Here is a 24,137-nt window from a genome sequence, read left to right on the forward strand (position 1 = left end):
AACAATGCAAATGTAGAAATTAAAATGAACCATTCTAAATTTTTTTATATCAATTAAAACAGAATATGTTAAACGGAATTTGAATCGTTGTTTTTGATTATTTGAGATGATAAAACGTCATCTTTTTAAGCTGCAATTTTTGATATTTGTATGAATAGTAAGCAGCAATTTTTTGAGTGATATTCTAAATTAATTATCATAAAATATTAATTTAGCAGCCAGAAATTATCATCCAAAACAAATAAATACCCGCAGTAAATGGAAAATATCACAGTAATTATAATGTTACTTTTTGGCGTAGCTTTTCTTAGTTTAGTAAGTAAAAGGTATAATTTTCCAATACCAATTGTACTGGTACTTTGTGGTGTAATTATTAGTGTTGTGCCAGGACTTCCGGTTATTGCACTGAGTCCTGAAGTTGTTTTTATTATATTTTTACCGCCGCTTTTGTATCACGCCGCATGGCATACAAGCTGGTCTGAATTTAAACAGACAATCCGCCCGATAACTTTGGCAGCTGTTGGTTTGGTTTTTTTTACTACAGGATTAGTTGCTGTTGTGGCACACTGGCTTATAGATGATATTTCCTGGCCGTTAGCTTTTTTGCTTGGTGCTATTGTTTCGCCTCCAGATGCGGTTTCTGCAACGTCAATTACTAAAGGTTTAGGTCTGCATCCAAGATTAATTGCCATTCTTGAAGGTGAGAGTTTGGTGAATGATGCCAGCGGTCTTGTGGCGTATAAATATGCTTTAACTGCAATTACAGCAGGGAATTTTGTTTTGTGGCAGGCGGGATTAAACTTTGTTTTGATGTCGGTTTTGGGAATTGCAATAGGCTTAGCTGTTGGGTTTATAATGTATTATATCCATAAAAGATTTGTATGTGATGACATTATTGAGGTAACACTTACGTTACTGACACCATTTTCATCTTATCTAATAGCGGAACATTTTCATGGTTCCGGAGTTCTGGCAGTAGTAGCTACCGGGCTTTTTTTGGCTGCAAGATCCGGAGCTATTTTTTCGCATGAAAGCCGAATCATGACCAATACGATATGGGATGTTTTAAGTAATATTCTAAATGGTTTAATCTTCATTTTAATTGGATTGCAGCTGCGACAAATTATTGAAGGAATCAGTAATTATTCTGGAGATTCGTTATTTATCTGGGGAGCTGTAATTAGTATTGTTGTGATTGTCGTTCGTTTTTTATGGGTAGTTCCGGCAACGATGATTCCGAGAATGCTGAGTAAAAAAATTCGAATGAAGGAAGAGTTTGATTATCGAAACATGATTATTTTTGGATGGTCGGGAATGCGCGGTGTAGTTTCGATGGCTGCGGCTTTGGCACTTCCATTGATGCTGAATAAAACCGAAGAATTTCCGCTTCGTAACCTGATTATTTATCTGGTTTTTTGTGTAATTCTTTCTACTTTGGTTATTCAGGGATTGACGCTTCCGTGGCTTATTAAAAAACTTAAAATTCAGCGTTATTCTATTTTGGCCGAAGAATATGATGTTCGAAATATTATTGTTTCTGAAACCATTGCACATATTGAAGATAATTTATCACTGCTCGATGATGAATTACTGCATAATATTAAAAGTAAATATGAAGTAAAATTTAATCGTTTACAGAAGACAGAACTTCCTGCAAACTTTTTTGGAAACGGAAAAGTATTTGGAAATGAAATTTTTAATGATTTTACCAAAATTCAAATTGATCTTTTGAATGTTGAGCGCGGTAAACTCGAAATTATGCATAAAGCGGGTTCAGTAAACGAAGAGATTTTTAGAAAAATAGAAAAAGAACTTGATCTTGAAGAAACCCGTCTTTGGATGGAAATGTATGAGGAATAGCAATTTTATGACTTAAAAATCAATTTTATAAGAATTTTGCATTGATTTCTTTGATTCATATAAATGATAGCTGTAATTATGTAATGGTTTTGATAATCAGAAAGTTAAATTTGAAATATTAAAATGAATGCAAACAGAAAAAAATATAATTATGAAAACGATATTAAAAATTAAAATTGCAATGTTGATCTTGTTAACGGGATTGGCATTTTCGTGTAAGAAGAATGAACCGGCGATAGAGTCTCAAAGCAGTATAGATTCGACTGAAGCTATTATTGATACTGTAGGGCCAGATGTAGATACAGTTACAAATGATACAGTTAGAACTATTAAAACAGATTCTGTTAAAAAGTAGAATATAGAATTATTAGAAATTAAAAACCTGTAATAGATTGCCCGTTACAGGTTTTTTTTGCTGTTTAGAATGGTTATAACGTTTTTTTATGTTCAAAATAGTATTTTTGAACATAAAAAAACAAACTTATGAAAATCGCAAAATTTATTAAATTTTTCTCTTTTACTTTATTGATCGCATGTATTGTGAGCTGTACGGTTCATCACTCTTCTTCTTCATCGGGAAAAATTCCTCCTGGACAGGCTAAAAAAGCGTCGGGAAGTAAAAGTGCAAAAGCGTATGCTCCGGGTCAGCAAAAAAAGAGAGGATAATAGTTCTAACTTTGGACTCTATAAAACAAAAAAAGCTATTCAAATACTGAATAGCTTTTTTTAATTGGTCTTGAATTAATTATCGCAATGCAAACCTTAATTTAAGACCGTATGAAACAAGTCTGGTGCAGCTGCTTAAAGGAGAATTGAGTAAAGTGTCATATCCTAATTGTACTGGCTGCTCTGCATTGTATTTAACAAGCTGTCCGTTTCCGGTTTTATCATAGATATTATTTAGACCGTACTCAAAATAGGTACCAATATATATAGAATTTCTATTGCCTAATTCTTGTTTTAAACCAGTTTCAAAAGTTGCTGAATAAGAAACTTCTGTGTCAAGATCTTGTTCGCCGGTTACTAAATCGTTTGTACTTACAAAACCTGCAAAAGCCGGACTAAACAACTCTACATTGTATTGCGGATAGTAACCACTTGTAGTTAGATTTTGAAAAGTTGTTTTATAACTTCCGCTTGAAGCGAAACCAATTTTAGCACCTGCAGCAACATATAATTTTGATGTTCCCGGAGTTTCAAATTGAATATTAATTGGCACATTGATATAAGCCAGTTTTTGTTCTTCTCTCACATTGGCTGCCTTGTATCTAAATTGAAAATTCTCATTTTCAGCATCAGTTGCGGCATATGATCCCGCTAAGGAATTATATTTTAAATCTGAATTGTAGGTTTGATATTCAACGCCAATTCCTAAACTTAAACTTTTGCTTAAATAATAAGAATAACGAAGACCTGCACTAACACCAATTCCCGGTACTGTTTTTCCTGAAGAATCAGAATCTATATAAGAAAATGGCCCTCCCAAAGAAATAGAAAATTCTTGTTTTTTATCCTGGCCATAACTATTTAAAGACGCTGCTAAAAATGCCGTAAAAATGGCAATAGATGTGATATAGCTGTAAATATTTTTTTTCATCTTAAGTTATATTATGCCAGTACTATTTTTATCTAGTACTGGCAGGGTTTATTTATTTTACAATTACTTTGAAAGTTTTTTTGATGTTAGGCGTTTCAAGAACTACCATGTACATATTGCTCTCAGTTGTTTGAGGTAATTGTATTTCAGTTTTAGCTGTAGATGATTGTACAGTTTTTACCAATTGACCTGTAACAGTGTAAAGGCTAATTTGCATTTTTGCTAATTCTTCTTCAGGGAAATCTGCTTCAACAGTTACTACTTTTCCAATTTCAATTGGGTTAGGATAAACTTTAGCCAGCAGCGTATTTGTCAATGTAACTTTAGAAGCACATACATATAGCACTTTTCCATCTTTAGTTGTCATTTTTACACTATAATCTGCCGTTGGATCTAATAATGAAGTAAGACTGTTTCCTGCAGAATAATACTGGCCAGTTCCTATTGGCTGTTCGTTTTTGAACCATTCATAAGAAGCAAAGTCATAACCACCATTCGTCTGTGGATTGTTATTTACAAGAAGCACGTTATTAAATTTCTGTTTAACAATGTCAAAGAAATTAAACGGTTTTACAACTACAATAGAATAAGTTGCAGATAAACTTCCATCTTGTGATGTAATTGTTACATTCTGACTGTAAATTCCCGGTTTAGGAGTTGGAATTGTAAAATTAGCAGAAGGAGTTATAACTGCACCCGATTCATTTAAGACAGAAACATTTGGATTTGTTTCACCACATGGCAGAACATAAAAAATTGTTTTTCCAGGGTTATCAAAAACTTTTGTTCCTATAGTGATTCTCTTAACATCGATATTGTTGTTTAAGATAACTAACAACTGTGAAACATCGGCTGCAGGAAGATAGTTACTATTTCCAGCTTGATGAGCTGTTATTAATACATCACCAGATCTTAACATATTTACCACACCTGTAGCCGAAACTGTTGCAGGAGCGAGTGGTGTAGTGTATGTTGATGTGTAAGTAACAGCTAAGTTTGAATTTGAAGCCGCTGTTAAATTAAAGGTATTATTTACTCCAAGTGTTTTAACCGGAATTGCATTAAATGTAATTTGCTGTGGTGCTTTATTAATAACAAGATTCGCTGTTAGTGTTACTACTGCACAATTTGACGCACTAGCTGATGGTGTTACTGTAGCAGTAACTACATAAGTACCAGCATTTGTTGACGTATTATTTGCAGAATAGGTAACAGTTGCTCCTGTTGGAAGATTTGCAACCTGTAAGGCATGAGCATTTCCATCGTATGTAAATTGAGCTCCGCTAAAAGTTACAGCATTCAATGGAGAAGCAAGTACTTTTACTGTTTGCGGCTGAGTCGTAATGTTTCCATTTCCGTCATCATATTTCCATGTAATTACATAAGTTCCTACAGCATTGTAGCTTAAAGGATCAGTTGTAGTTCCGTTTAGAATTCCTGCACAATTATCTGTAGCAGTTGGAATAGCGATATCTGATGCTGAAACTGCACAATAATTACTTATTTCCGGAAGATTAGCCACAGTTGGTACTGGCGCTGTTGTATCTGGAGTTGTAATAATAGTTATTGTTTGAGTTAATGAACATCCGTTAGCATCTGTAATTGTTACAGTGTAAGTTCCTGCACTTAATCCAGTTGCTGCTGCAGCTGTTCCACCGGCTGGTGACCAAGAATAAGTATATGGCGCTGTTCCTCCAGTTGCAGTTACCGTTGCAGTTCCGTTAGTTCCTCCGTTACAAGAAACATCTGTTTTAGATATTGTTGCAGCAAGAACTGCTGGTTGAGCAATAGTAATTGATTGTGTTGTAGAACAACCGTTAGCATCTGTAATTGTTGCAGTATAAGTTCCTGCGCTTAATCCAGTTGCTGTTGCAGCAGTTCCACCTGATGGTGCCCAAGAGTATGTATAAGCTCCAGTTCCTCCAGTTGCAGTTACCGTTGCAGATCCATTAGCTCCTCCGTTACAAGAAACATCAGTTTTAGATGATGTTGCAGCGAGAATTGCTGGCTGAGCAATAGTAATTGATTGTGTTGTAGTACATCCGTTAGCATCTGTAATTGTTGCAGTATAAGTTCCTGCGCTTAATCCATTTGCTGTTGCAGCTGTTCCACCTGATGGTGCCCAAGAATAAGTATAAGCTCCAGTTCCTCCGGTTACATTTACAGTTGCAGATCCGTTAGCTCCTCCGTTACAAGAAACATCTATTTTAGATGATGTTACAGAAAGGGCAGAAGGTTCAGTAATTGTTACTGTTTGTGTTGTAAAACAACCGTTAGCATCTGTAATAGTTGCAGTATAAGTTCCTGCACTTAATCCAGTTGCAGCAGCAGCTGTTCCTCCAACTGGTGACCAAGAATAAGTATATGGTGCTGTACCTCCAGCTGCAGTTATCGCTGCAGTTCCGTTAGTTCCTGCATTACAAAAAACATCTGTTTTAGATATTGTTGCAGCAAGAATTACTGGTTGATCTATAGTAACAGATTGTGTTGTAGTACATCCATTAGCGTCTGTAACGGTTACTATATAAATTCCAATATTTAAACCAGAAGCTGTTGCAGCTGTTCCACCAGAAGGAGACCAAGAATAAGTATATGGTGCTGTTCCTCCAGTTGCAGTTACTGTTGCAGTTCCGTTAGTTCCTCCGTTGCAAGAAACATCAGTTTTAGATGTTGTTGCAACAAGAATTGCTGGTTCAGTAATAGTAACCGATTGTGTTGTAGAACAACCATTAGCATCTGTAATTGTGGCAGTATAAATTCCTGCGCTTAATCCAGTTGCAGTTGCAGCTGTTCCTCCAAAAGGTGCCCAAGAGTATGTATAAGCTCCAGTTCCTCCAGTTGCAGTTACCGTAGCAACTCCATTAGTTCCTCCGTTGCAAGAAACATCAGTTTGAGATGCTGTTGCAGTAAGAATTACTGGTTCAGCAATAGTAACAGATTGAGTTGTAGAACATCCGTTAGCATCTGTAATTGTTGCAGTATAAGTTCCTGCGCTTAATCCATTTGCTGTTGCAGCAGTTCCTCCAGAAGGAGACCAAGAATAAGTATAAGCTCCAGTTCCTCCAGTTACATTTACAGTTGCAGATCCGTTAGCTCCTCCATTACAAGAAACATCAATTTTAGATGAAGTTACAGAAAGGGCAGAAGGTTCAGTGATTGTTACTGTTTGTGTTGTAAAACATCCGTTAGCATCTGTAATAGTTGCAGTATAAGTTCCTGCGCTTAATCCAGAAGCAGTAGCTGCTGTTCCTCCAGAAGGAGACCAAGAATAAGCATATGGTACTGTGCCTCCAGTTGGAATTACTGTAGCAGTTCCGTTATTTAATCCATTACAAGTAACATCAGTTTGAGATGCTGTTGCAGCAAGAATAGCTGGTTCTGTAATAGTAACAGCTGCAGTTGTCTGGCATGCGTTTGCATCAGTTACAGTTACTGTATAAGTTCCTGCGCTTAATCCCGTTGCTGTTGCAGCAGTTCCTCCTGCAGGAGCCCAAGAGTATGTATATGCTCCAGTTCCTCCGGTTACATTTACTGTAGCAGTTCCATTAGTTCCTCCGTTGCAAGAAACATCTGTTTGAGATGTTGTTGCAGCAAGAATAGCTGGTTCAGATATAGTAAAACTTTGTGTTTTTGTACATAAGTTAAAATCTTGTATTGTTACAGTATAAGTTCCTGCAGCAAGACCATTTGCTGTTGCTGCTGTTCCTCCAGAAGGCGCCCAAGAATAAGTATAAGCCCCAGTTCCTCCTGTTACAGTAACACCTGCTGATCCATTTGCTCCTCCATTACAAGAAACATTTACTTGTGGATTTGGAGTTACTATAATCTCTGTTGGTTCTGTAATAGTAAAGTTTTTTACAATAGAACATCCGTTAGAAGATGTAATCGTTACAGAATAATTACCAGCTGTAAGATTAGTTGCTGTATCAGTATTTCCGCCAGATGGTGCCCATACGTAAGTAAAAGGCCCAGGTGCCCCGCTTGGAACTACAGCAGCAGATCCTGTATTAGCTCCAAAACATAATATATCAGTTTGTGAAGTAGTTGAAACTAAAGTGTTTGTCGTAGTAATTGTAAAGTTTCTGGTTATTGTACAACCGTTAGCATCAGTAATTACAACACTATTAGCTCCAGCAGTTAACCCAGTTGCTATTGCAGTTGTAGCACCAGATGGTGACCATAAATAAGAATATGGAGTTGTACCACCACTAACACTTACCGAAGCTTCGCCACCTGTTGAACAAGTTGCACTTATTTGGCTTTGTGTAGCTAATAAGGCGCTTGGTTGATTTATTGTAAAGCTTTGTGTATTTGTACAGCCATTAGAGTCTGTTACTAAAACACTGTAATTCCCAACTGTTAGTCCTATAGCAGTTGCTGCAGTTCCTCCAGAAGGTGACCATAAATAAGTATATGGAGATGTACCTCCAGATACACTTACAGAAGCCGTTCCTGTTGCACCACCATTACACAGAACATCAGTTTGTGATGGTGTTAAAGATAAGGTAGCAGGTTCTGTAATAGTAAAACTATGTGTGGTTTGACATGCGTTTGCATCAGTTACAGTTACTGTATAAGTCCCTGCAGCTAATCCAGATGCCGTAGCAGCAGTTCCTCCAGATGGAGACCACGAGTATGTGTAAGCTCCCGTTCCACCAGTAACATTTACACTTGCAAAACCATTAGTGCCTCCGTTGCAAGAAACATTTGCTTGAGAACCAAAACTAGCTACAAGAGCAGCTGGTTCAGTAATAGTAAAGCTTTGAGTAGCCTGACATCCATTAGCATCTGTAGCTGTAACAGTATAAGTACCTGCAGAAAGACCATTTGCTGTTGCAGCTGTTCCTCCCGATGGAGCCCAAGAATAAGTATAACCTGGAGTTCCTCCACTTACAGATACTGTAGCAGAACCATTACCTCCTCCATTACATGAAACATCTGTTTGTGCGCCGGCAGTAGCTGTAAGTGCAGCAGCTGGTTCAGTTATAGTAAAGCTTTGTGTTTTGGTACATAAATTACTATCAGTAACTGTAACTGTATATGTTCCAGCTGTTAATCCTGTAGCTGTAGCGGCAGTTCCTCCAGATGGAGACCAAGAATACGTATATCCTCCCGATCCTCCTGTTGCGCTTATACTTGCAGATCCAGTGTTACTACCAAAGCAAGCTATATTAGTTTGTGCTACTGGTGATGCTACTAAAGCAGAAGGTTCTATAATAGTAAAACTTTGTGTTATCTGACAGCTATTAGCATCAGTAACTGTAACAGTATATGTTCCCGCTGTTAAACCAGTTGCAGTTGCAGCAGTTCCTCCAGAAGGTGACCAAGAATAAGTGTAAGCACTAGTTCCTCCTGAAACGACTACACTAGCAGATCCAGTTGCAGCTCCGTTACATAAAACATCAGTTTGTGTTGGTACAGCCGTAAGAACAGCTGGTTCTGAAATAGTAAAACTTTGTGTAGTTTGACATCCATTAGCGTCGGTTACAGTAACTGTATAGGTTCCTGCAGCCAGACCAGAAGCAGTAGCTGCCGTTCCTCCAGAAGGAGACCATGAATAAGTATAACCAGGAGTTCCTCCAGTTACTGATACTGTTGCTGTTCCATTTGTTCCAGAGTTACAGCTTACATTATTTATAGTTCCCTGAGAAGCCACTAATACAGGTGGTTCAGTTATTGTAAAGTTTAATATTTTTTCGCATAGAATAGCATCTTTTATACTAACGATATAATTTCCAGGTGCTAAATTATTAATAGAAGAAGATGTAGCCGCATTTGACCAAAGATAAGTGTAAGATCCAATACCTCCAGATGGCACTACTGCTAGTGAACCATTAGCATCTCCATTACAAGTAACGTCTACTTGTGTTGAAGTAGCTGTTATATCAGACACTTGTAATGTTACCGCATTTGTTACCGCAGCTGGAGTACAATTTCCAGTTGCAATTAAACGATATTGATAATTATTTAATGCAGCAGTTGCGCCAGTTATAGTAAGCGCTGCACTAGTCTCTCCAGAGTAAGGAGCACCACTTGTAACATTACTAAATCCAGCTCCTGAGTTCACCTGCCATTGATATCCTGTAGCATTAGAAACTCCAGCACTAAATGTTGTATTAGATCCAGAACAAATAGAGCTATCAGTTGGCTGTGCTGTGATTGCCGGAGCCTGATTTACTGTAAGAACTTCACCGTTTGAAGTTGCATTAGGCGTACATACACCTGTAGCAACAACTCTGTAAACGTATCCGTTTAATCCTGTAGTTGCACCAGTGATCGTTAATGTTGCAGAAGTTGTACCAGAATATGGTGCAGCGGCTGGAACATTAGAATAACCAGCCCCCTGATCTACCTGCCATTGGTATCCTGTAGCATTTGAAGCTGTAGCTGAGAAAGTAGTATTAGCACCTGCACAAATTGTACTTGCAGATGGCTGTGCTGTAATTGCCGGAGCAGAATTGACAGCTAAAGCAGCACCGTTTGAAGTTGCATTAGGAGTACATAAACCTGTAGCAACAACTCTGTATACATATCCATTTAATCCCGCAGTTGCACCAGTAATAGTTAATGTAGCAGAAGTTGTACCAGAATATGGTGCAGCAGCTGGAACATTAGCAAAACCAGCACCCTGATCTACCTGCCATTGATAACCTGTAGCATTTGATGCTGTTGTAGAGAAAGTAGTATTAGCACCTGCACAAATTGTACTTGCAGATGGCTGTGCAGTAATTGCTGGCGCTTGATTTACCGTTAAAGAGGCACTATTTGAAGTTGCATTAGGAGTACATGCACCTGTAGCAACAACTCTGTAGATGTATCCGCTTAATCCTGCAGTTGCACCAGTAATAGTTAATGTAGCAGAAGTTGTACCAGAATATGGCGCAGCAGCTGGAACATTAGCAAAACCAGCACCCTGATCTACCTGCCATTGATAACCCGTAGCATTTGAAGCTGTTGCAGAAAAAGTAGTATTTGTCCCTGAACAAATTGTACTTGCAGATGGCTGCGCTGTAATAGCCGGAGCCGTGTTAATAGTCAAGGCAGCATTATTTGAATTTACAGATGGACATGACCCTGAGGCTGCAACTCTATAGATATATCCGCTCATACCAGCAGTTGCACCTGTTATAGTAAGTGTATTTGTAGTAGCACCAGAATAAACCCCGCCGTTTGTAACGTTAGCGAAACCGGCACCTTGATTTACCTGCCATTGATATCCTGTAGCATTTGAAGCTGTTGTAGAGAAAATTGTATTAGCCCCCTCACAAATTGTACTTGCAGATGGCTGAGCTGTAAAGCTTATAGTATTCATACTTCCTGTAACCGCAACATTTTTAGTTGTTATACCTGTTGAAGAAACAGTAATATCACCAGATGGTGTTCCTGTAGCTGATGCCGCTAAACGTGCATATATTGTTTTAGTTGTGACAACACCACCTACGTTAGGAAAAGAGATGTTGTTACTATAAGGACCTCCCACAACTGTAGCTATTTCAAAGCCAGTTGGAGCCAGTACGTCCAATGTTGAGGTTAAACCACCACCCTGAATAGTAAAACTCTGCGCAGTAGAAGCTCCACCGCAGCTTGAAAACGCACCTAATGAGGTCGTTGATACTAAAGCCCCTGCAGGTTCTGTTATATTAACTATTTGTGTTGTAGAACAACCACCACCGCCATTTGGAGTGCTGTCTGTAATAGTTACTGTATAAGTTCCCGCAGTAAGACCAGAAGCAGTAGCTGCTGTCCCTCCAGATGGACTCCACGAATAAAAATAAGGAGTAGTTCCGCCTGCAGCACTTATTGTAGCCGAACCATTATTACCTCCATATGTACTCACATTACTTTGAGATACTATTGAAGGACTAATAACTGTTGGAATAGTTAATGTAGCAGAATTAGAATTTACTGAGCCACTTCCCGTAGCAACACAACGATATTGATAGCTATTTAACGCTGATGTTCCACCAGTTATAGTTAATGTCGCAGTGGTTGCCCCAGAATATGGAACACCATTTGAGATATTACTAAAACCAGCACCCTGATTTACCTGCCATTGATATGAAGTTGCATTACTTGCAACAACAGAAAATGTAGTATTAGCTCCAGAACATATTGTTTTACTTGTTGGCTGTGTTGTAATTGCCGGAGGGGCAGAATCTGTAAATGTGAAATTATCAATAGCAAAATAATCGTAATTACCACTTAGTTGAATTTCTAGTTGATCGATAGTAAAGTTAGTATTATCTGATCCTCCTTCTGTAGCAAAATTAACTAATGTAAAACCATTACCAGGCAAAGCAAAGCCTGTATTAGCACCAGTTGTATTTCTTACAACAGTAAATTGTGTTGCACCAGCTAATTTTCCCCTAAAAGTAACAGAACCTGCTCCACCTCCATTAGAGGCTCCGGGGTTACTATTTGCATCACCAGAGATATAAAACCAAAAATTATTAATTTTAAATGTCCCACTTGCAGCTGTAATTACTCCAGTCTGTCCATAAGCTCCAGCAACAGCGGGATCTGATACCTGTATAAAATTTGGAGTTTTATTATAACCATATAGCTCAACCGGAAAGGAGGCTACCAAAAATCCAAATGGTGAAGTTAGATTAAAAGTTTTACCACTTGTCGTGAAGGTGGCCACATTTGTGGTCGAACTTTCAAACGTTTCTGTAACTTGCGCGCTAATATGCGGCATCGCAAAAAATAGAAGAATTAATAGTAAGTAGAGTTTTTTCATAATTACGATATTAAATTTATTCTGTTAGTATTGTAGCATTATATTTTTAACTTATATTTCTAACTTCAAAAAACATATTCTTAGAAGTTATAAAAACATGTATAAAGAAGAACTTACGATTATTGCTAAATCTATCATCGCGTCAAATACAGTTAATGAACATATAGAAAGTGCTCAAAAACTTTCAGATTTTTATAATGAAAATACAAAGCTTAAACATTCAGAAAGCAATGAAGTTTTTATTAAGGGCGGTGTTGCTTTGTCAAGTTCAGGAGCAGCAGACTGTGTTGACGATTATCTGCGTACTGTTTTTTTTATTAAAGGGATTCATAAAGCTTTGACTAAATTATGTGCAGATTTTCCGGAGAGAAGTATTAATATACTATATGCCGGCTGCGGGCCTTATGCAGCTTTAATTCTGCCTTTACTTCCATTATTTAATAAAGAGAGGATTAATGCTATCTTAATAGATATTAATAATTCATCCATTAAATCTGTTCAAAATCTTTTATCAATTTTTAGCCTTGAAGATTATAAAATACAGCTAGTAGAAGCAGATGCAGTAACGTATACCAAGCCAGAAGATTTTAGTATTGATCTTGCTATTTCTGAAACTATGCATTATGCATTAACCCGAGAACCGCAAGTCGCTATTACAAAAAATATTATGAAGCAGTTATCCTCTCATTCGGTATTTATTCCCGAAGAAATAAGAATCGATCTTGCCTATAGTTTTTTTGATTTTGAACCTTACCTTAAAAAAAACTTATATGAAGGAAAGGGCCACAAACAATTGCAGCCCTATTCCCATAATGTATTTGTTGATAGATTATTTACAATAAACAAAGAACATTTTAGCAGAGAAAATTTAAATTCAGTGATTGAAAGTAATTTTTATACGCTGCCAGATAATTTTGCCGATCATCCTGATGTATGCATTTTTACTGAACTTAAGATATATGAAGACATAGCGTTAAAAACTGCAGAGTCTTACATAACAAATCCTTATTGCCTTGTATCTATGTACAGTATCAAAGATTACTCAGAAATTCAATTAGTATATGATTTCAGCGAAATACCGCAATGGTCTTATAAATTGAAAGAATGATCTAAGCTGAATATTAATTTCTTGATGGGAAAAGACCAGAAACACAAATAATATAGTTTATCGCTAAATACGGCTGCATTATTGATACCGGAATATTACCACCCGTTGCACCTGTAGTAATGGTACTAGCTAAATTTACACTTGGGGTAGCCGTTGTAAAACCTAATGTAGGAGAAAAAGCTCTTGCTACTGTTGTTCCAGGCGTCGCAATTGAAGCACCATCTACAGGAGCAGATATCGTTGCATCTGCAGCACTTACACCAATTGTACCAGGACCAGCGTGTACGTGAGCAGGTAAATTAGAAGTTAAAATACTTACATTAGGTGTACCAGCAGTTTCACCAAGATCATAAGTACCGCCTTGTGGGCTGTTTCCTTGTCCAATTGGTACAATACCTTGTAAGTTAGGTAAGGCAAATGTAGTTGTACCATTTCCACCATAAGTAGTTCCTAAAATTGAAAATAAAGCAGTGTTTTGAGCAATAGACAATATTTGTCCTTGACAAAGCATAAAACCTCTTGGCGCAAAATTTCCAGCAAAAATTTTGATTACTCCTAAGTACTCTTCCATAATTTTTTAATTTAATAGGTTAATGTTAGTTTTTAGAATTATTAATAATTTGTCAGATTTGGTTAAAATAACTCTGACAATTTTTTTAACGAAATGCTAAGTTACTTTATGTAACTGTTTTTAAAACAAGTGTTTATACCTGATTTTTAAGTAGAGAATATTTTACTAAAAAAAATAATCCCTACATTTTTAAATTAAATCGCTAAACTTTTATGGGCTTAATTCAGGTTTAAAATTATATCGCTACATGCTTAACAGGGAAAAATATGTCATAGAACAGGTTTTTCTTGTCATGAAATTGCATTTAGTATAAAGGCTTGTAAGGTAAATTTTATAAGGTTTTTTTGCGTAATAAAGAGTTAAAGCAAAATTGATCTAACCTTTACTTTTCGGGTTGTAAGTTTCTTTACTAAGAAAGAATATAATAAAGATAAATAAAAGCTTACAAATAAAAACCAAATATTTATCAGAATTTTTCGAGGCAAATAAAAAATATTATTGTATAATATGCTGATTTAGAGTACCAGTAAAAACAAACTGTCAGGAACTATATCCTCGTTACCTTACTTATTAAGGTTTTCGAAAAAAAGTTCCTGACAGTTTATTTAGAGAATATCTTTAGATAGATATTGATACAGTTTACAGTTTTGAAGAATAATTCGAGTATATGATTTGCTAAATCTTAAACTCCACAAGACGAATGTTCGTCTATTATATTTTTGACACTGCGAATAAAAATTTCAGTGTTTTTAGCCTCCTCCTTAATATAGATATCATAATCGGTTAAATTAAACTGTTCCAGCATATCCTTTTTAAGATACTTTATCATCGATTCAATACTTCGCGTATCACTATCGTTTTGTCTTTTAAGTTCGCGATGTTTACTCTCCAGATATAATAAAGTCTTTTTTAATCTTTGAATGCTTAATTTATCCACGTTTTAATTTTTTAAAATTAATAGAAATAATGATCAACTAAATATCTAATCCTTCGTACTTACGATTAAATCGATAATTCAGTTTTAATGACTTTCTGGAATTTTAGAATATTTTTTACGGAAATGGTTTAACGATTTGAAAATCTTTTTATCAGGAAGAAATAAAATGAGAATATTTTTTTGCTTTTTCCTTTAGAAGAAGCATAAATTGCCAATTACTGCTTGGATTTCTACTAGTATGAGAAATATTTTAAACTTTTTCTTCTCTATTTTTAATATGATTTCGATGAGAAATTCCCCATTTAATCATTTCTAAAATTATAGGTCCAAAGGATTGGCAATAAGTAGTAGATTCATAAAGAATTGGCACTTTTGCGTCTCGGTCTTCGGTTCTTTTTACCAGATTATTCAGTTCCATATCTTTTAATTCCTTCGATAACATTCGCGAAGTAATTCCCGGAATACTTTCCTTAATATCCTTAAATCTATGATTTCCGTTACAAATAGAATTTATAATAGGCAGTTTCCATTTTCCGCCTAAAACATATAAAGTATCCTGAAGCGCCTGAACTTCTTCTTTTTGATTTCTTGCCATATTTAAGTTTTTTTGCCACGAAGGCACTAAGACGCAAAGTTATTTTTAAGAAGATTAAAAAAATAAGCACAAACCAATTAAATTGATCAAAAAATAATCTGCTAAATCTGCCAGATCTGCGTGAAAAAAAAATTGCGTCTTAGTGCCTTCGCTGCATAGCATAACAAAAGTATAAAATATATCATAAAATTGAATAAATGTTTTTATTTATGTATTTAACTACGTAGTTTTGTAATATAAAAATTAAAATATCATGGAACCAAAAATTAAACTTATAGAAAACCAATATTCAAATGTTATTGTCGATTTAATATTAAACATTCAGCAAAAAGAATTTAATGTTCCTATCACTATCGAAGACCAGCCGGACCTGCTTACTATTAATGATTTTTATTATGCCAGCGGAGGAGGTTTTTGGGGAGCTTTTATAAATGAAGAATTAGTAGGGACAATTGCTTTAGTAAAGTTTGAATATAATGCCGCAGCAATTAGGAAGATGTTTGTAAAGAAAGAATTTCGCGGAAAAGAATTTTCAATTGCCCAAAAATTATTAGAGACTTTAATTACACATAGTAAAGAAAACGGAATCGATGATTTATATTTGGGAACAGTTTCAATTTTAGAAGCGGCATTGCGTTTTTACGAAAAGAATGATTTTGTGCGAATCGAGAAAGAAAAACTTCCAACTGCTTTTCCTTTAATGGCACCAGACAATGTGTTTTGTCATTTAACTTTAAAGAAATAAAGATGAACATTATAGACGAATCAGGAATATTGGCCCTCTCGACACGATTGCAGCGACTGAGTGAACAATTGCGAAAAGACGGTGCCTTGTTTTACAAGTCATACGGAATTGATTTTGAACCCAAATGGTTTCCCGTAATTTATACTTTATATCATAAAGAGATTTTAAGCGTGGTGGAGATTGCCAATGAAATTGGTTATACACATCCATCAACTATAAGTTTATTAAAAGAACTCGAAAAACAAAAACTGATTCGTTCTAAAAAAGATAAAATAGATGAACGAAAAAGACTTATTCAGCTTACGGCAAAAGGTCAGGAATTAATTGAGCAGATGAAACCTGTTTGGGAAGTTATGAAAAAAGCGCTAAGTGATATTGCCGATAATCAAAATAATCTGCTTCAGGCAATTAATGAAGCCGAAAATAAAATTGTTCATCAAAGCTTTTTACAGCGGGCACTGCAATTAAAAAGTGAAGGGCAGAAATAAAAGAAAAGGAAAAAGCGATCTTATTAGGATCGCTTTTTTTGTTAAAAATATTTAAGTGGAACATCAAACGATATTATAAGAATGATAAACCCAATATGCTCCAAAAACAAATTCCATTTGAATTTACGCCCATTCTCTAACATCATTTAATAAATGTACGATAAAGTGTATGTTTTTGGTTTTTAAATATAGGTATTTTTGTAAAACTTTAACACAAGTAAATAATCTTGTCATTCTGAGGAACAAGGAATGACAAACTTTGTGAAAAAATTGCTAAAAGTGAAAAAAAAGCCATCGACAAAAAAGAAAAAAATCTTAGTACCTTAGCATCTCAGTACCTTAGAAACTACACAAATGACCATTCAGCAATTAAAGTATATAGTAGCCTTAGACGAAGAACGCCATTTTGCAAGAGCCGCCGAAGTCTGTATGGTGACACAGCCAGGGTTGACGATTCAGTTAAAAAATTTAGAGGAAGAAATCGGGATTAAGATTTTTGATCGTAATAAGGTGCCATTAACGCCAACAATCCTCGGAACAGAAATTATCAACAAAGCCAGAAAAATTCTTCGTGAAGCCGATGAAATCCGTGATTTTGTGGTAAATGAAAAAAATCTCATGGAAGGGGAGTTGAAGCTCGGTATTATCTCGACTTTATCACCTTATTTGATTCCGTTGTTTATTAATGCAATGAAAGAGGCTGCTCCAAAAGTACATTTTATCATTAAAGAAGGTTATACCGGGCATTTAATGAGAGATTTAGAAATAGGCGCGATTGATGTGGCCATTATGGCAACTCCAACAGGAAATCCCAATTTAATTGAACATGTTATTTTTAAAGAACCTTTTGTAGCCTATTTGAATGAATTGCACCCAATGGCAAACGAAGACTTTTACGAACTTCAGCCCGGAGATAAAACCGAACTATTGCTCCTTCATCACGAATATTGTTATAACGCACAGCTTTTGGATATCTGTGGATTAAAAACATCTGATAAAATTAAGGAACAGTTTACCTACGATATCAATTCGATAGAAACCTTAAAAAACCTCGTTCGTGCGCAATTAGGATTTGCGATTATTCCACAGCTTTCAATTTTAAACGAAGCACAATCCGGACTTTTTAAACCTTTTAAAGAACCCATTCCGGTAAGGGAAATAAGTCTGGTAGTTTCAGATTCTTTTTCGAAGAAATTATTACTCGAAAAAATGAACGAAGCCGTTTGGAACTGTCTTCCGGATGCACTCAAAAAAGATTTCGCATACAAAAAAATACGCTGGAACGATTCGCCGTATTTTGTAAAAGCTATTAGTAAAGTTTCTTAAAGGTAAATTCCAATAAAAAAATTCCAAATTCCAATTCGTAACAAAATTGGAATTTGGAATTTAAATATTGAAATTTCACTCCATTTTTGGAATTTCAAAATTGGAATTTATTTTTTCGAAGCAGCAATAATAACTTTTGCTACCGCTTCTGGCTGAGAAATAAATACCACATGGCTGCCTTTTATCTCCGTAATTTTTGTGTTAGAACGTTTGTACATTGCACGTTCGATATCAGGATTGATACTTTTATCTTCAGTTGCTACGATTCCGTAAGAAGGTTTAGTTCTCCAAGCTGCTTTAGTAATTGGAGTTCCAAAACCTTGGGCATAAAAAGCACCTTGTGAAGCAAACATAAAATCAGCATCTTCTTTACTTAAATCGCCTGCAAAACCAGCGTGAAATTTAGCTTTATCATAATAAGCAATTCCTTTATCATCTGGAGGCAATACACCGTTTTCTGGAGCAGGAGGCGCAGTTTGTAACCATTGAATAGAGTTTTCTCCGTTATCAGGCTGTAAAGCGGCAACATAAACCAAAGCCGCAGCTTTAGGATGATTTCCAGCTTCTGTAATTACAGTGCCGCCCCAAGAATGCCCCACTAAAATTGTTGGTCCGTCTTGTTTGTCTAAGGCTAAATTTGTTGCTTTAACATCATCTTCTAAAGAGCTTAACGGATTTTGAACAATAGTTACATTATACCCTTTTTTAGTTAAAATTTGGTACAAACCTTTCCATCCAGAACCGTCTGCAAAAGCACCGTGTACCAATACTACGTTTTTAATTTGTGGAGCAGTTTGTGCGTTTACATTTGATGTTGTAAATAACAGACTAAAGATTAGTGCTGCGAATGCTAAATAGCTTTTGATTGTTTTCATAATAATATATTTTAAATTGTTGATTTAAATTGTTGTGTTGTTTTTATAATGAAATTCCAATTTTTTGAAATTCCAAATACCAATTTTTTCCAATCTTTGGAGAGTTTCTTACGAAGATTCTTCGTTCCTCAGAATGACAAGATTGCGTTGGCTTTTTATTTACAGCAGTTGGAATTTGGAATTTTAATATTGGAATTTATTTAAAGTTGTTGATATTTAATTAGTTTAATGTTACAGATAATGTGATTTCTGTATTAAGAAGTTTAGAAATTGGACAAATTTCTTTTGCTTTTTGAGCTGTTTTTTGAAAATCTTCTGCTGAGATTCCAGGAACTTTTCCAGTTAACTCTAACTGAATTAAAGTAATAGTTCCGTCTTCAAAAGTTACTTTAGCAGTTGTATCTAAATCTTCTGGAACAAAACCAGCTTCAGATAATAAAAAGCTTAACTGCATGGTAAAACAGCCTGAATGTGCTGCTGCGATTAATTCTTCTGGGTTTGTTCCAACACCTTGTTCGAAACGGGTTTTAAAAGATAGTTGTGCATTATCTAAAGTCGTACTTTGAGTACTAATAGTACCTTTTCCTTCCATTCCTGTACCTTTCCAGTTTGCGTTTGCTCTTCTTGTAAATTTCATGATTTCTATTTTTTAAAGTTATTTTTTAAGATGATCAAATCATTTGTTTGATTTTGATGAGACAAATTTATGGTGATGCTATTTATTAATCAAATTAATAATTTTCAACACTTATAAAAATAAATTATAATCATCAATTTTAGAGGGCTGGATCAAAACTTTAGATTATATTTTTTTTCTGATAAATTTTAAATCTAAAAAAGAAAAGAGATTATTTCTCTGTTTTTTGGTTTCAAGTTAGAATTTGAAACCAACTAAATGCATGAATAATAGTTTTATATGTTCTATGGATTTAATTTTATTCGAAACAATTTTACAGGAATACCCCAGAGAATAAATTTTTAATGAATAATCTAACTTTTAAATTTATGAAAAAAGCTTTTCTAATAATTGTAGTTTGTTTGAGTACAGTTTTGTTCTCCTGCAAAAAAGATAAAGATACTGCTCAATCAAATCCGGAAGATGTAAAGTCTGATACTGCCAATGCTGCATTTGTCGATAACGGCTGGCCTCGCGAAGCTGAAAACAACGGTACAAAACTCGTTTATTATCAGCCTCAGGTAGATGACTGGAAAGATTATAAAGAAATTACAGCCCGACTGGCTTTTTCTTTAACTCCAAAAGACGGAAAACAAGTTATAGGTGTAGCTTCTTTAAAAGCCGAAACGTTGGTAGATAAAGACAACCGAAGCGCCTATATTAAAAACCTTCAGGTAACCGATGTGCGTTTTCCTGCTCTAGACGAAAAGAAAGTTCCCGAAATGGAAAAACTATTTAAAGAAACACTCCCTAAAAGCGGAGACCCAATTTCTGTAGATCGCATTCTCGCAGATTTAAGCCAGACCAAAAGCCCTGCAAAAGGAATTGCAGCTAAAAACGATCCTCCCGCAATTTTTTACAGCACCAATCCTGCTGTTTTATTAATAGTGCAGGGAGAACCGGTTTTAGTTCCTGTAGAAAAAACAGATATACAATATGTAGTAAACACAAACTGGGATTTGTTTTTTGATAAAACAGCTAAAGATTATTATTTATTGGCCGATAATGTCTGGCTGACTTCAAAAAATATAGAAGGTAAATGGACAAAAACTGCCAAACTGCCTTCGGGTTTAATTAATCTGCCTTCGGGACAAAATTTTGATGATGTTAAAAAGATGATTCCGCCTCCTTCAACCGGAACAGTTCCTGAAGTTTTTTACAGCAATAAACCTGCTGAATTGATTGCCGTAAACGGAAATCCTAAATTTATTAAAATTGACGGAACTAAATTATTATACATTGACAATACCGAAAATGATGTTTTTGCCAATGAAGCCGATGGTCAATACTATGTTCTATTATCTGGAAGATGGTTTAAATCTAAAGATTTGACAGGACCATGGACTTATGCCGGCAATAATCTTCCTGCTGATTTTGCCAGAATCCCTAAAGATTCTCCACGAGCAAATGTATTGTCCTCTGTACCGGGAACACAGGAAGCTAAAGATGCAGTAATGCTGGCACAAGTTCCCACAACTGCCATTTTAAAGAAAGCTGATGCAGAAGCTAAAGCAAAAGTAACCTATGACGGAGCACCGCAGTTTAAACCTATTGAAGGCACAAAAATGCAATACGCAAGCAATACGCAGGAGAAAATTATAAAAGTAGGCGACTTGTATTATTTGTGTTTTCAGGCCGTTTGGTTCATGTCGACAAGTCCTAACGGGCCTTGGAAAACAGCCGATTCTGTTCCGAAAGAAATTTATACCATTCCGCCGAGTTCTCCCGTATATAATGTAACCTATGTTACGCAAACCACAACCGATACAACTGTCGAAAGCAGTTCAACAGCAGGATATTTAGGTGCTTTTATTATTGGTGCTACAGTAGGCGCTATATTAACGTATGGTACAGGATGGTATTATCCGCCTTATGTATATTATGGCGGATTATATCCTATTTATCGTCCGTGGCCTTATGCTTATGGTGGTGGAGCAGTTTACAATCCGTGGACTGGTGGTTATGCTGTCGGAAGAAGTGTTTACGGACCTTATGGTGCTGCAGGAACTTCAGCCTGGTATAATCCGGCAACGGGAAGATACGGACGTTCAGCAAGTGTACAGGGCTGGTATGGCGGTCGAACTGCTGCAAGTACTTATAATCCGTGGACGGGAAATTATGCCAGAACCAATCAAGGACATAATGCCTATGCGCAATGGGGACATTCTGCTGCGACAAATGGCAATCAATGGGTGCAGACAGGACACGTTACAACCAGACGCGGAACAGCAATTGGTTACGAAACTTCTGGAGGAAATAAAGGTGTAATTACACATAACAGAGGAGGGGGAACCACGATTCATACCAACAATAATGTATATGCAGGTCACGACGGACATGTGTATAAAAAAGATGCTAACGGAAACTGGAGCCATTATAATAATGGCAACGGAGGCTGGACACAAGCCGGTACTTTGGGTTCAACAAACAAATCTGGCGGAGCTGTTGAACGTAATAAACCAAGTCAAGGACTCGGTGCAAATGGAGGAGGAGTTCAACGCGATAATCTTTCTAAACCAAATCAAAACCTTGGTGGAGAAAACCGTTTGGGTGAAGGTGCGCAGCGTGATAACCTTTCAAGACCAGAGCAAACACTTGGACAGCCAAATAAACTGCTTGGCGAAGCAGGACGTCCTGATGTAACAAACGATCTCGATCGATCTGCTTTATCCAGAGATCGCGGAGAATCGCAAACCCGAAATTTCCAAAACTTCCAGCATCAAGGTGGTTTAGGTGGTGGTGGTTTTAGAGGCGGCGGAGGCTTTAGGGGCAGAAGATAAATAAAAGTAAAGGTTGATTATAAGAGGAAAATCAGGAATGGTAGTAATAATGCCAGACCTGATTTTTTTATTGTTAAAAGTTAGAAGTTAGAAGTGAAATGAGTTGTCACCCTGAACGAAGTCGAAGGGACGTTCCAATTGGACACTGGTCTTCGACTTCGCTCAGCCTGACAAACGGTGAAACCTGAAACAAACAAATTCCCTATATTTAATAAAAAAATCAGACAAATGAACTCTAACAAACTTTTACTTTGTCTTTTATTCACAATGCAAATAGCATTAGGACAAACCAACCCGGACACTACTTTAAAACAATTAAGCAAACAGCATCAGTATGCTAAAATGGACAGCTTAAACAATAAGGAAAAAGGCAGAGACTATTATTTCTATAAAGGATTATATGCCAATGTCTGCAATAAACCGAAGTTGTCAAATATGTATTTAGACAGTTTAAAAAACAACGAACTCACCAATAGTTACGAATTTGCAAAGCTGAAGAATGACAACTATATAAAACTTTTTAATTACAATTTGGCTTATACGGCTTCTAAAGTTTTAACCCTTAAATTTCATAAACAGTATACCGAAGATGAACTTCAAGACGAATTAAACACACAGAGAATCTGGCAGACTTTACGCAATACACGCGTACAAACAATTGATAAATTTTTGACAATTTCAATTGCTGCAATAAAAGACAAAGCAGGTTTAATTACAACAGAAGTTACCGCAAATGGAACGCAGTCTAGTTTTGTTTTTGATACTGGAGCAGGAATTAGCTGTATGACCGAAAGTATGGCGAAGAAAATGGGAGTTAAAATCCTGCCCGATAATAATATCTCGGTGGCGAGCTTTACGGGACAAAAAAACAAAGTTCGTATAGGCGCAGCACCCGAAATTAATTTAGGAGAATTGAAAATTCATAATGCAGTGTTTTTAGTATATCCTGATAAGGCTTTTACATTTGCAGATGGCGCTTATGTCATTAACGGAATTATTGGTTTTCCTATAGTTAAAGAGTTAGGAACGATTACGATTGAAAAAGATAAACTTACCTTTTCTAAAGAATTAGAGACCAATACAACCGAAAAAAACTTGTTTGTAGACGAACTTAGAGCGATTGTAATGCTCACTTATAAAGGCAAAAGTCTGCCTTTTAATTTTGACAGCGGAGCCAAAGAAAGCCTTTTCAACAAAGCGTTTTACGAAACCTTCAAAACCGATCTTGACCGTATGGGAACTTTAGAAACGTCTAAATCCTCCAGCGCGGGTGCAGAAGTAGTTTCTACAGAAGTTTTGGTTTTAAAAGACCAGCAAATATATCTTGGAAAAAAATTAATTCAACTCCCAAAAATGGAAATTGACCAAAAGGATTATGGCGTTTATGGCGAAGTAAATTTTGGAAATATTGGGCAAGATGTGCTGGGACAATTTGAAAAGGTTGTGATTAGTTTTGATGGGAATTATTTAAGGTTGGAAAATTGAGTTTTCTGACTGTATTAAATATATTTTGAGTTATGGTTTTCCATAATATAATCTTGAATTTATTAATGTTATTTGTTTCCAAGAGTAGGAGTTTAAATTTCTAATCTTAATATAAATGTTTAATTTAAAAAATGCATTAATGGAAACAATTGAAGCAATTAAGCCTGGTCCAAAACCGAAAAAGGAAGATGGATCATTAGATGAAAGAAGACGTGTAACTCCTGAAAAAAAGGAAGATTATCCGCCTTTAAAAGAACATGATCACAAACCAAAGGATTGATGAATTATGATTTCAAGAAAAAAGAGACAGTTTTATACTGTCTCTTTTTATATAATTTTTCTTCTGTTGGCGCG

At 35.9% G+C, this 24,137-nt stretch carries 17 protein-coding genes; 10 read left to right on the plus strand and 7 right to left on the minus strand.

Translation table 11 applies throughout. The annotated features are described in order from the left end of the window. Positions 1-258: 258 nt before the first annotated feature. From BUE10_RS18465 to BUE10_RS18475, 3 genes are all read left to right on the plus strand, one after another. A complete protein-coding gene (locus tag BUE10_RS18465) occupies positions 259-1,860 on the plus strand; it encodes a Na+/H+ antiporter (RefSeq protein WP_073487503.1) in 1,602 nt (533 codons plus the stop codon). Between the two features lie 151 nt (positions 1,861-2,011). Continuing rightward, positions 2,012-2,215: a hypothetical protein gene (locus BUE10_RS18470; protein ID WP_143055984.1), complete on the plus strand. Its 204-nt coding sequence runs from the start codon at positions 2,012-2,014 to the stop codon at positions 2,213-2,215. 128 nt (positions 2,216-2,343) lie between these two features. Next, positions 2,344-2,526: a hypothetical protein gene (locus BUE10_RS18475; protein ID WP_073487507.1), complete on the plus strand. Its 183-nt coding sequence runs from the start codon at positions 2,344-2,346 to the stop codon at positions 2,524-2,526. Between the two features lie 79 nt (positions 2,527-2,605). Here BUE10_RS18475 and BUE10_RS18480 read toward each other — a convergent pair whose 3' ends face one another. After that, complete coding sequence (locus BUE10_RS18480; RefSeq protein WP_073487508.1) at positions 2,606-3,457, minus strand: outer membrane beta-barrel protein; 852 nt, start codon at positions 3,455-3,457, stop codon at positions 2,606-2,608. Positions 3,458-3,509: 52 nt separating this feature from the next. Then, positions 3,510-12,197: a T9SS type A sorting domain-containing protein gene (locus BUE10_RS23920; protein ID WP_091290704.1), complete on the minus strand. Its 8,688-nt coding sequence runs from the start codon at positions 12,195-12,197 to the stop codon at positions 3,510-3,512. 97 nt (positions 12,198-12,294) lie between these two features. Here BUE10_RS23920 and BUE10_RS18490 point away from each other — a divergent pair, with 97 nt between their 5' ends. Next, positions 12,295-13,305, plus strand: coding sequence for an SAM-dependent methyltransferase (locus BUE10_RS18490; RefSeq protein ID WP_073487512.1), 1,011 nt, complete (start codon positions 12,295-12,297; stop codon positions 13,303-13,305). A gap of 13 nt (positions 13,306-13,318) precedes the next feature. Here the strand turns inward: BUE10_RS18490 and BUE10_RS18495 are convergent, their stop codons facing one another. The 3 genes from BUE10_RS18495 to BUE10_RS18505 all read right to left on the minus strand — a co-directional run bounded on the left by BUE10_RS18495 (position 13,319) and on the right by BUE10_RS18505 (position 15,408). Next, positions 13,319-13,876 (minus strand): phage tail protein, encoded by a 558-nt coding sequence (locus tag BUE10_RS18495; protein ID WP_177178047.1) that lies wholly within the window; start codon positions 13,874-13,876, stop codon positions 13,319-13,321. Positions 13,877-14,558: 682 nt separating this feature from the next. Continuing rightward, positions 14,559-14,813, minus strand: a complete 255-nt coding sequence (locus BUE10_RS18500; protein WP_073487516.1) for a hypothetical protein — start codon at positions 14,811-14,813, stop codon at positions 14,559-14,561. Positions 14,814-15,063: 250 nt separating this feature from the next. Next, complete coding sequence (locus BUE10_RS18505) at positions 15,064-15,408, minus strand: winged helix-turn-helix transcriptional regulator (protein ID WP_073487518.1); 345 nt, start codon at positions 15,406-15,408, stop codon at positions 15,064-15,066. A gap of 253 nt (positions 15,409-15,661) precedes the next feature. On the opposite strand from BUE10_RS18505, the gene BUE10_RS18510 reads away from it, so the two are divergent. The 3 genes from BUE10_RS18510 (at position 15,662) to BUE10_RS18520 (ending at position 17,967) form a co-directional block, all read left to right on the plus strand. Continuing rightward, positions 15,662-16,153: a GNAT family N-acetyltransferase gene (locus BUE10_RS18510; RefSeq protein WP_073487520.1), complete on the plus strand. Its 492-nt coding sequence runs from the start codon at positions 15,662-15,664 to the stop codon at positions 16,151-16,153. 2 nt (positions 16,154-16,155) lie between these two features. Next, positions 16,156-16,641 carry a MarR family winged helix-turn-helix transcriptional regulator gene (locus tag BUE10_RS18515; protein WP_073487521.1) on the plus strand — a complete coding sequence of 162 codons (486 nt, stop codon included), beginning with the start codon at positions 16,156-16,158 and terminating at the stop codon, positions 16,639-16,641. Positions 16,642-16,995: 354 nt separating this feature from the next. After that, positions 16,996-17,967 carry a hydrogen peroxide-inducible genes activator gene (locus tag BUE10_RS18520; protein WP_073487523.1) on the plus strand — a complete coding sequence of 324 codons (972 nt, stop codon included), beginning with the start codon at positions 16,996-16,998 and terminating at the stop codon, positions 17,965-17,967. Between the two features lie 107 nt (positions 17,968-18,074). On the opposite strand, the gene BUE10_RS18525 is transcribed toward BUE10_RS18520, so the two are convergent. Together BUE10_RS18525 and BUE10_RS18530 are read right to left on the minus strand one after the other, a co-directional pair. Beyond that, on the minus strand, positions 18,075-18,842 hold the full coding sequence (locus tag BUE10_RS18525; protein WP_073487525.1) for an alpha/beta hydrolase: 768 nt from the start codon (positions 18,840-18,842) through the stop codon (positions 18,075-18,077). A gap of 220 nt (positions 18,843-19,062) precedes the next feature. After that, positions 19,063-19,479 (minus strand): OsmC family protein, encoded by a 417-nt coding sequence (locus BUE10_RS18530; RefSeq protein WP_073487527.1) that lies wholly within the window; start codon positions 19,477-19,479, stop codon positions 19,063-19,065. Positions 19,480-19,847: 368 nt separating this feature from the next. On the opposite strand from BUE10_RS18530, the gene BUE10_RS18535 reads away from it, so the two are divergent. From BUE10_RS18535 to BUE10_RS24135, 3 genes are all read left to right on the plus strand, one after another. Continuing rightward, on the plus strand, positions 19,848-22,298 hold the full coding sequence (locus BUE10_RS18535) for a hypothetical protein (RefSeq protein ID WP_234984767.1): 2,451 nt from the start codon (positions 19,848-19,850) through the stop codon (positions 22,296-22,298). A 228-nt stretch (positions 22,299-22,526) separates the two neighbouring features. After that, on the plus strand, positions 22,527-23,783 hold the full coding sequence (locus BUE10_RS18540; protein ID WP_073487975.1) for a retropepsin-like aspartic protease family protein: 1,257 nt from the start codon (positions 22,527-22,529) through the stop codon (positions 23,781-23,783). A 139-nt stretch (positions 23,784-23,922) separates the two neighbouring features. Continuing rightward, positions 23,923-24,063, plus strand: a complete 141-nt coding sequence (locus BUE10_RS24135) for a hypothetical protein (RefSeq protein ID WP_177178048.1) — start codon at positions 23,923-23,925, stop codon at positions 24,061-24,063. Positions 24,064-24,137 lie beyond the last annotated feature (74 nt).

This window comes from Flavobacterium sp. CF108 (assembly GCF_900129795.1).
GTDB lineage: Bacteria > Bacteroidota > Bacteroidia > Flavobacteriales > Flavobacteriaceae > Flavobacterium.

Coding starts and splice junctions, on each gene's coding strand:
- BUE10_RS18465 (WP_073487503.1), top strand. CDS start 259: ATGGAAAATATCACAGTAATTATAATGTTACTTTTTGGCGTAGCTTTT.
- BUE10_RS18520 (WP_073487523.1), top strand. CDS start 16,996: ATGACCATTCAGCAATTAAAGTATATAGTAGCCTTAGACGAAGAACGC.
- BUE10_RS18525 (WP_073487525.1), bottom strand. CDS start 18,842: ATGAAAACAATCAAAAGCTATTTAGCATTCGCAGCACTAATCTTTAGT.
- BUE10_RS24135 (WP_177178048.1), top strand. CDS start 23,923: ATGGAAACAATTGAAGCAATTAAGCCTGGTCCAAAACCGAAAAAGGAA.
- BUE10_RS18470 (WP_143055984.1), top strand. CDS start 2,012: ATGAAAACGATATTAAAAATTAAAATTGCAATGTTGATCTTGTTAACG.
- BUE10_RS18480 (WP_073487508.1), bottom strand. CDS start 3,457: ATGAAAAAAAATATTTACAGCTATATCACATCTATTGCCATTTTTACG.
- BUE10_RS18515 (WP_073487521.1), top strand. CDS start 16,156: ATGAACATTATAGACGAATCAGGAATATTGGCCCTCTCGACACGATTG.
- BUE10_RS18530 (WP_073487527.1), bottom strand. CDS start 19,479: ATGAAATTTACAAGAAGAGCAAACGCAAACTGGAAAGGTACAGGAATG.
- BUE10_RS18505 (WP_073487518.1), bottom strand. CDS start 15,408: ATGGCAAGAAATCAAAAAGAAGAAGTTCAGGCGCTTCAGGATACTTTA.
- BUE10_RS18510 (WP_073487520.1), top strand. CDS start 15,662: ATGGAACCAAAAATTAAACTTATAGAAAACCAATATTCAAATGTTATT.
- BUE10_RS18475 (WP_073487507.1), top strand. CDS start 2,344: ATGAAAATCGCAAAATTTATTAAATTTTTCTCTTTTACTTTATTGATC.
- BUE10_RS18495 (WP_177178047.1), bottom strand. CDS start 13,876: ATGGAAGAGTACTTAGGAGTAATCAAAATTTTTGCTGGAAATTTTGCG.
- BUE10_RS23920 (WP_091290704.1), bottom strand. CDS start 12,197: ATGAAAAAACTCTACTTACTATTAATTCTTCTATTTTTTGCGATGCCG.
- BUE10_RS18490 (WP_073487512.1), top strand. CDS start 12,295: ATGTATAAAGAAGAACTTACGATTATTGCTAAATCTATCATCGCGTCA.
- BUE10_RS18535 (WP_234984767.1), top strand. CDS start 19,848: ATGAAAAAAGCTTTTCTAATAATTGTAGTTTGTTTGAGTACAGTTTTG.
- BUE10_RS18540 (WP_073487975.1), top strand. CDS start 22,527: ATGAACTCTAACAAACTTTTACTTTGTCTTTTATTCACAATGCAAATA.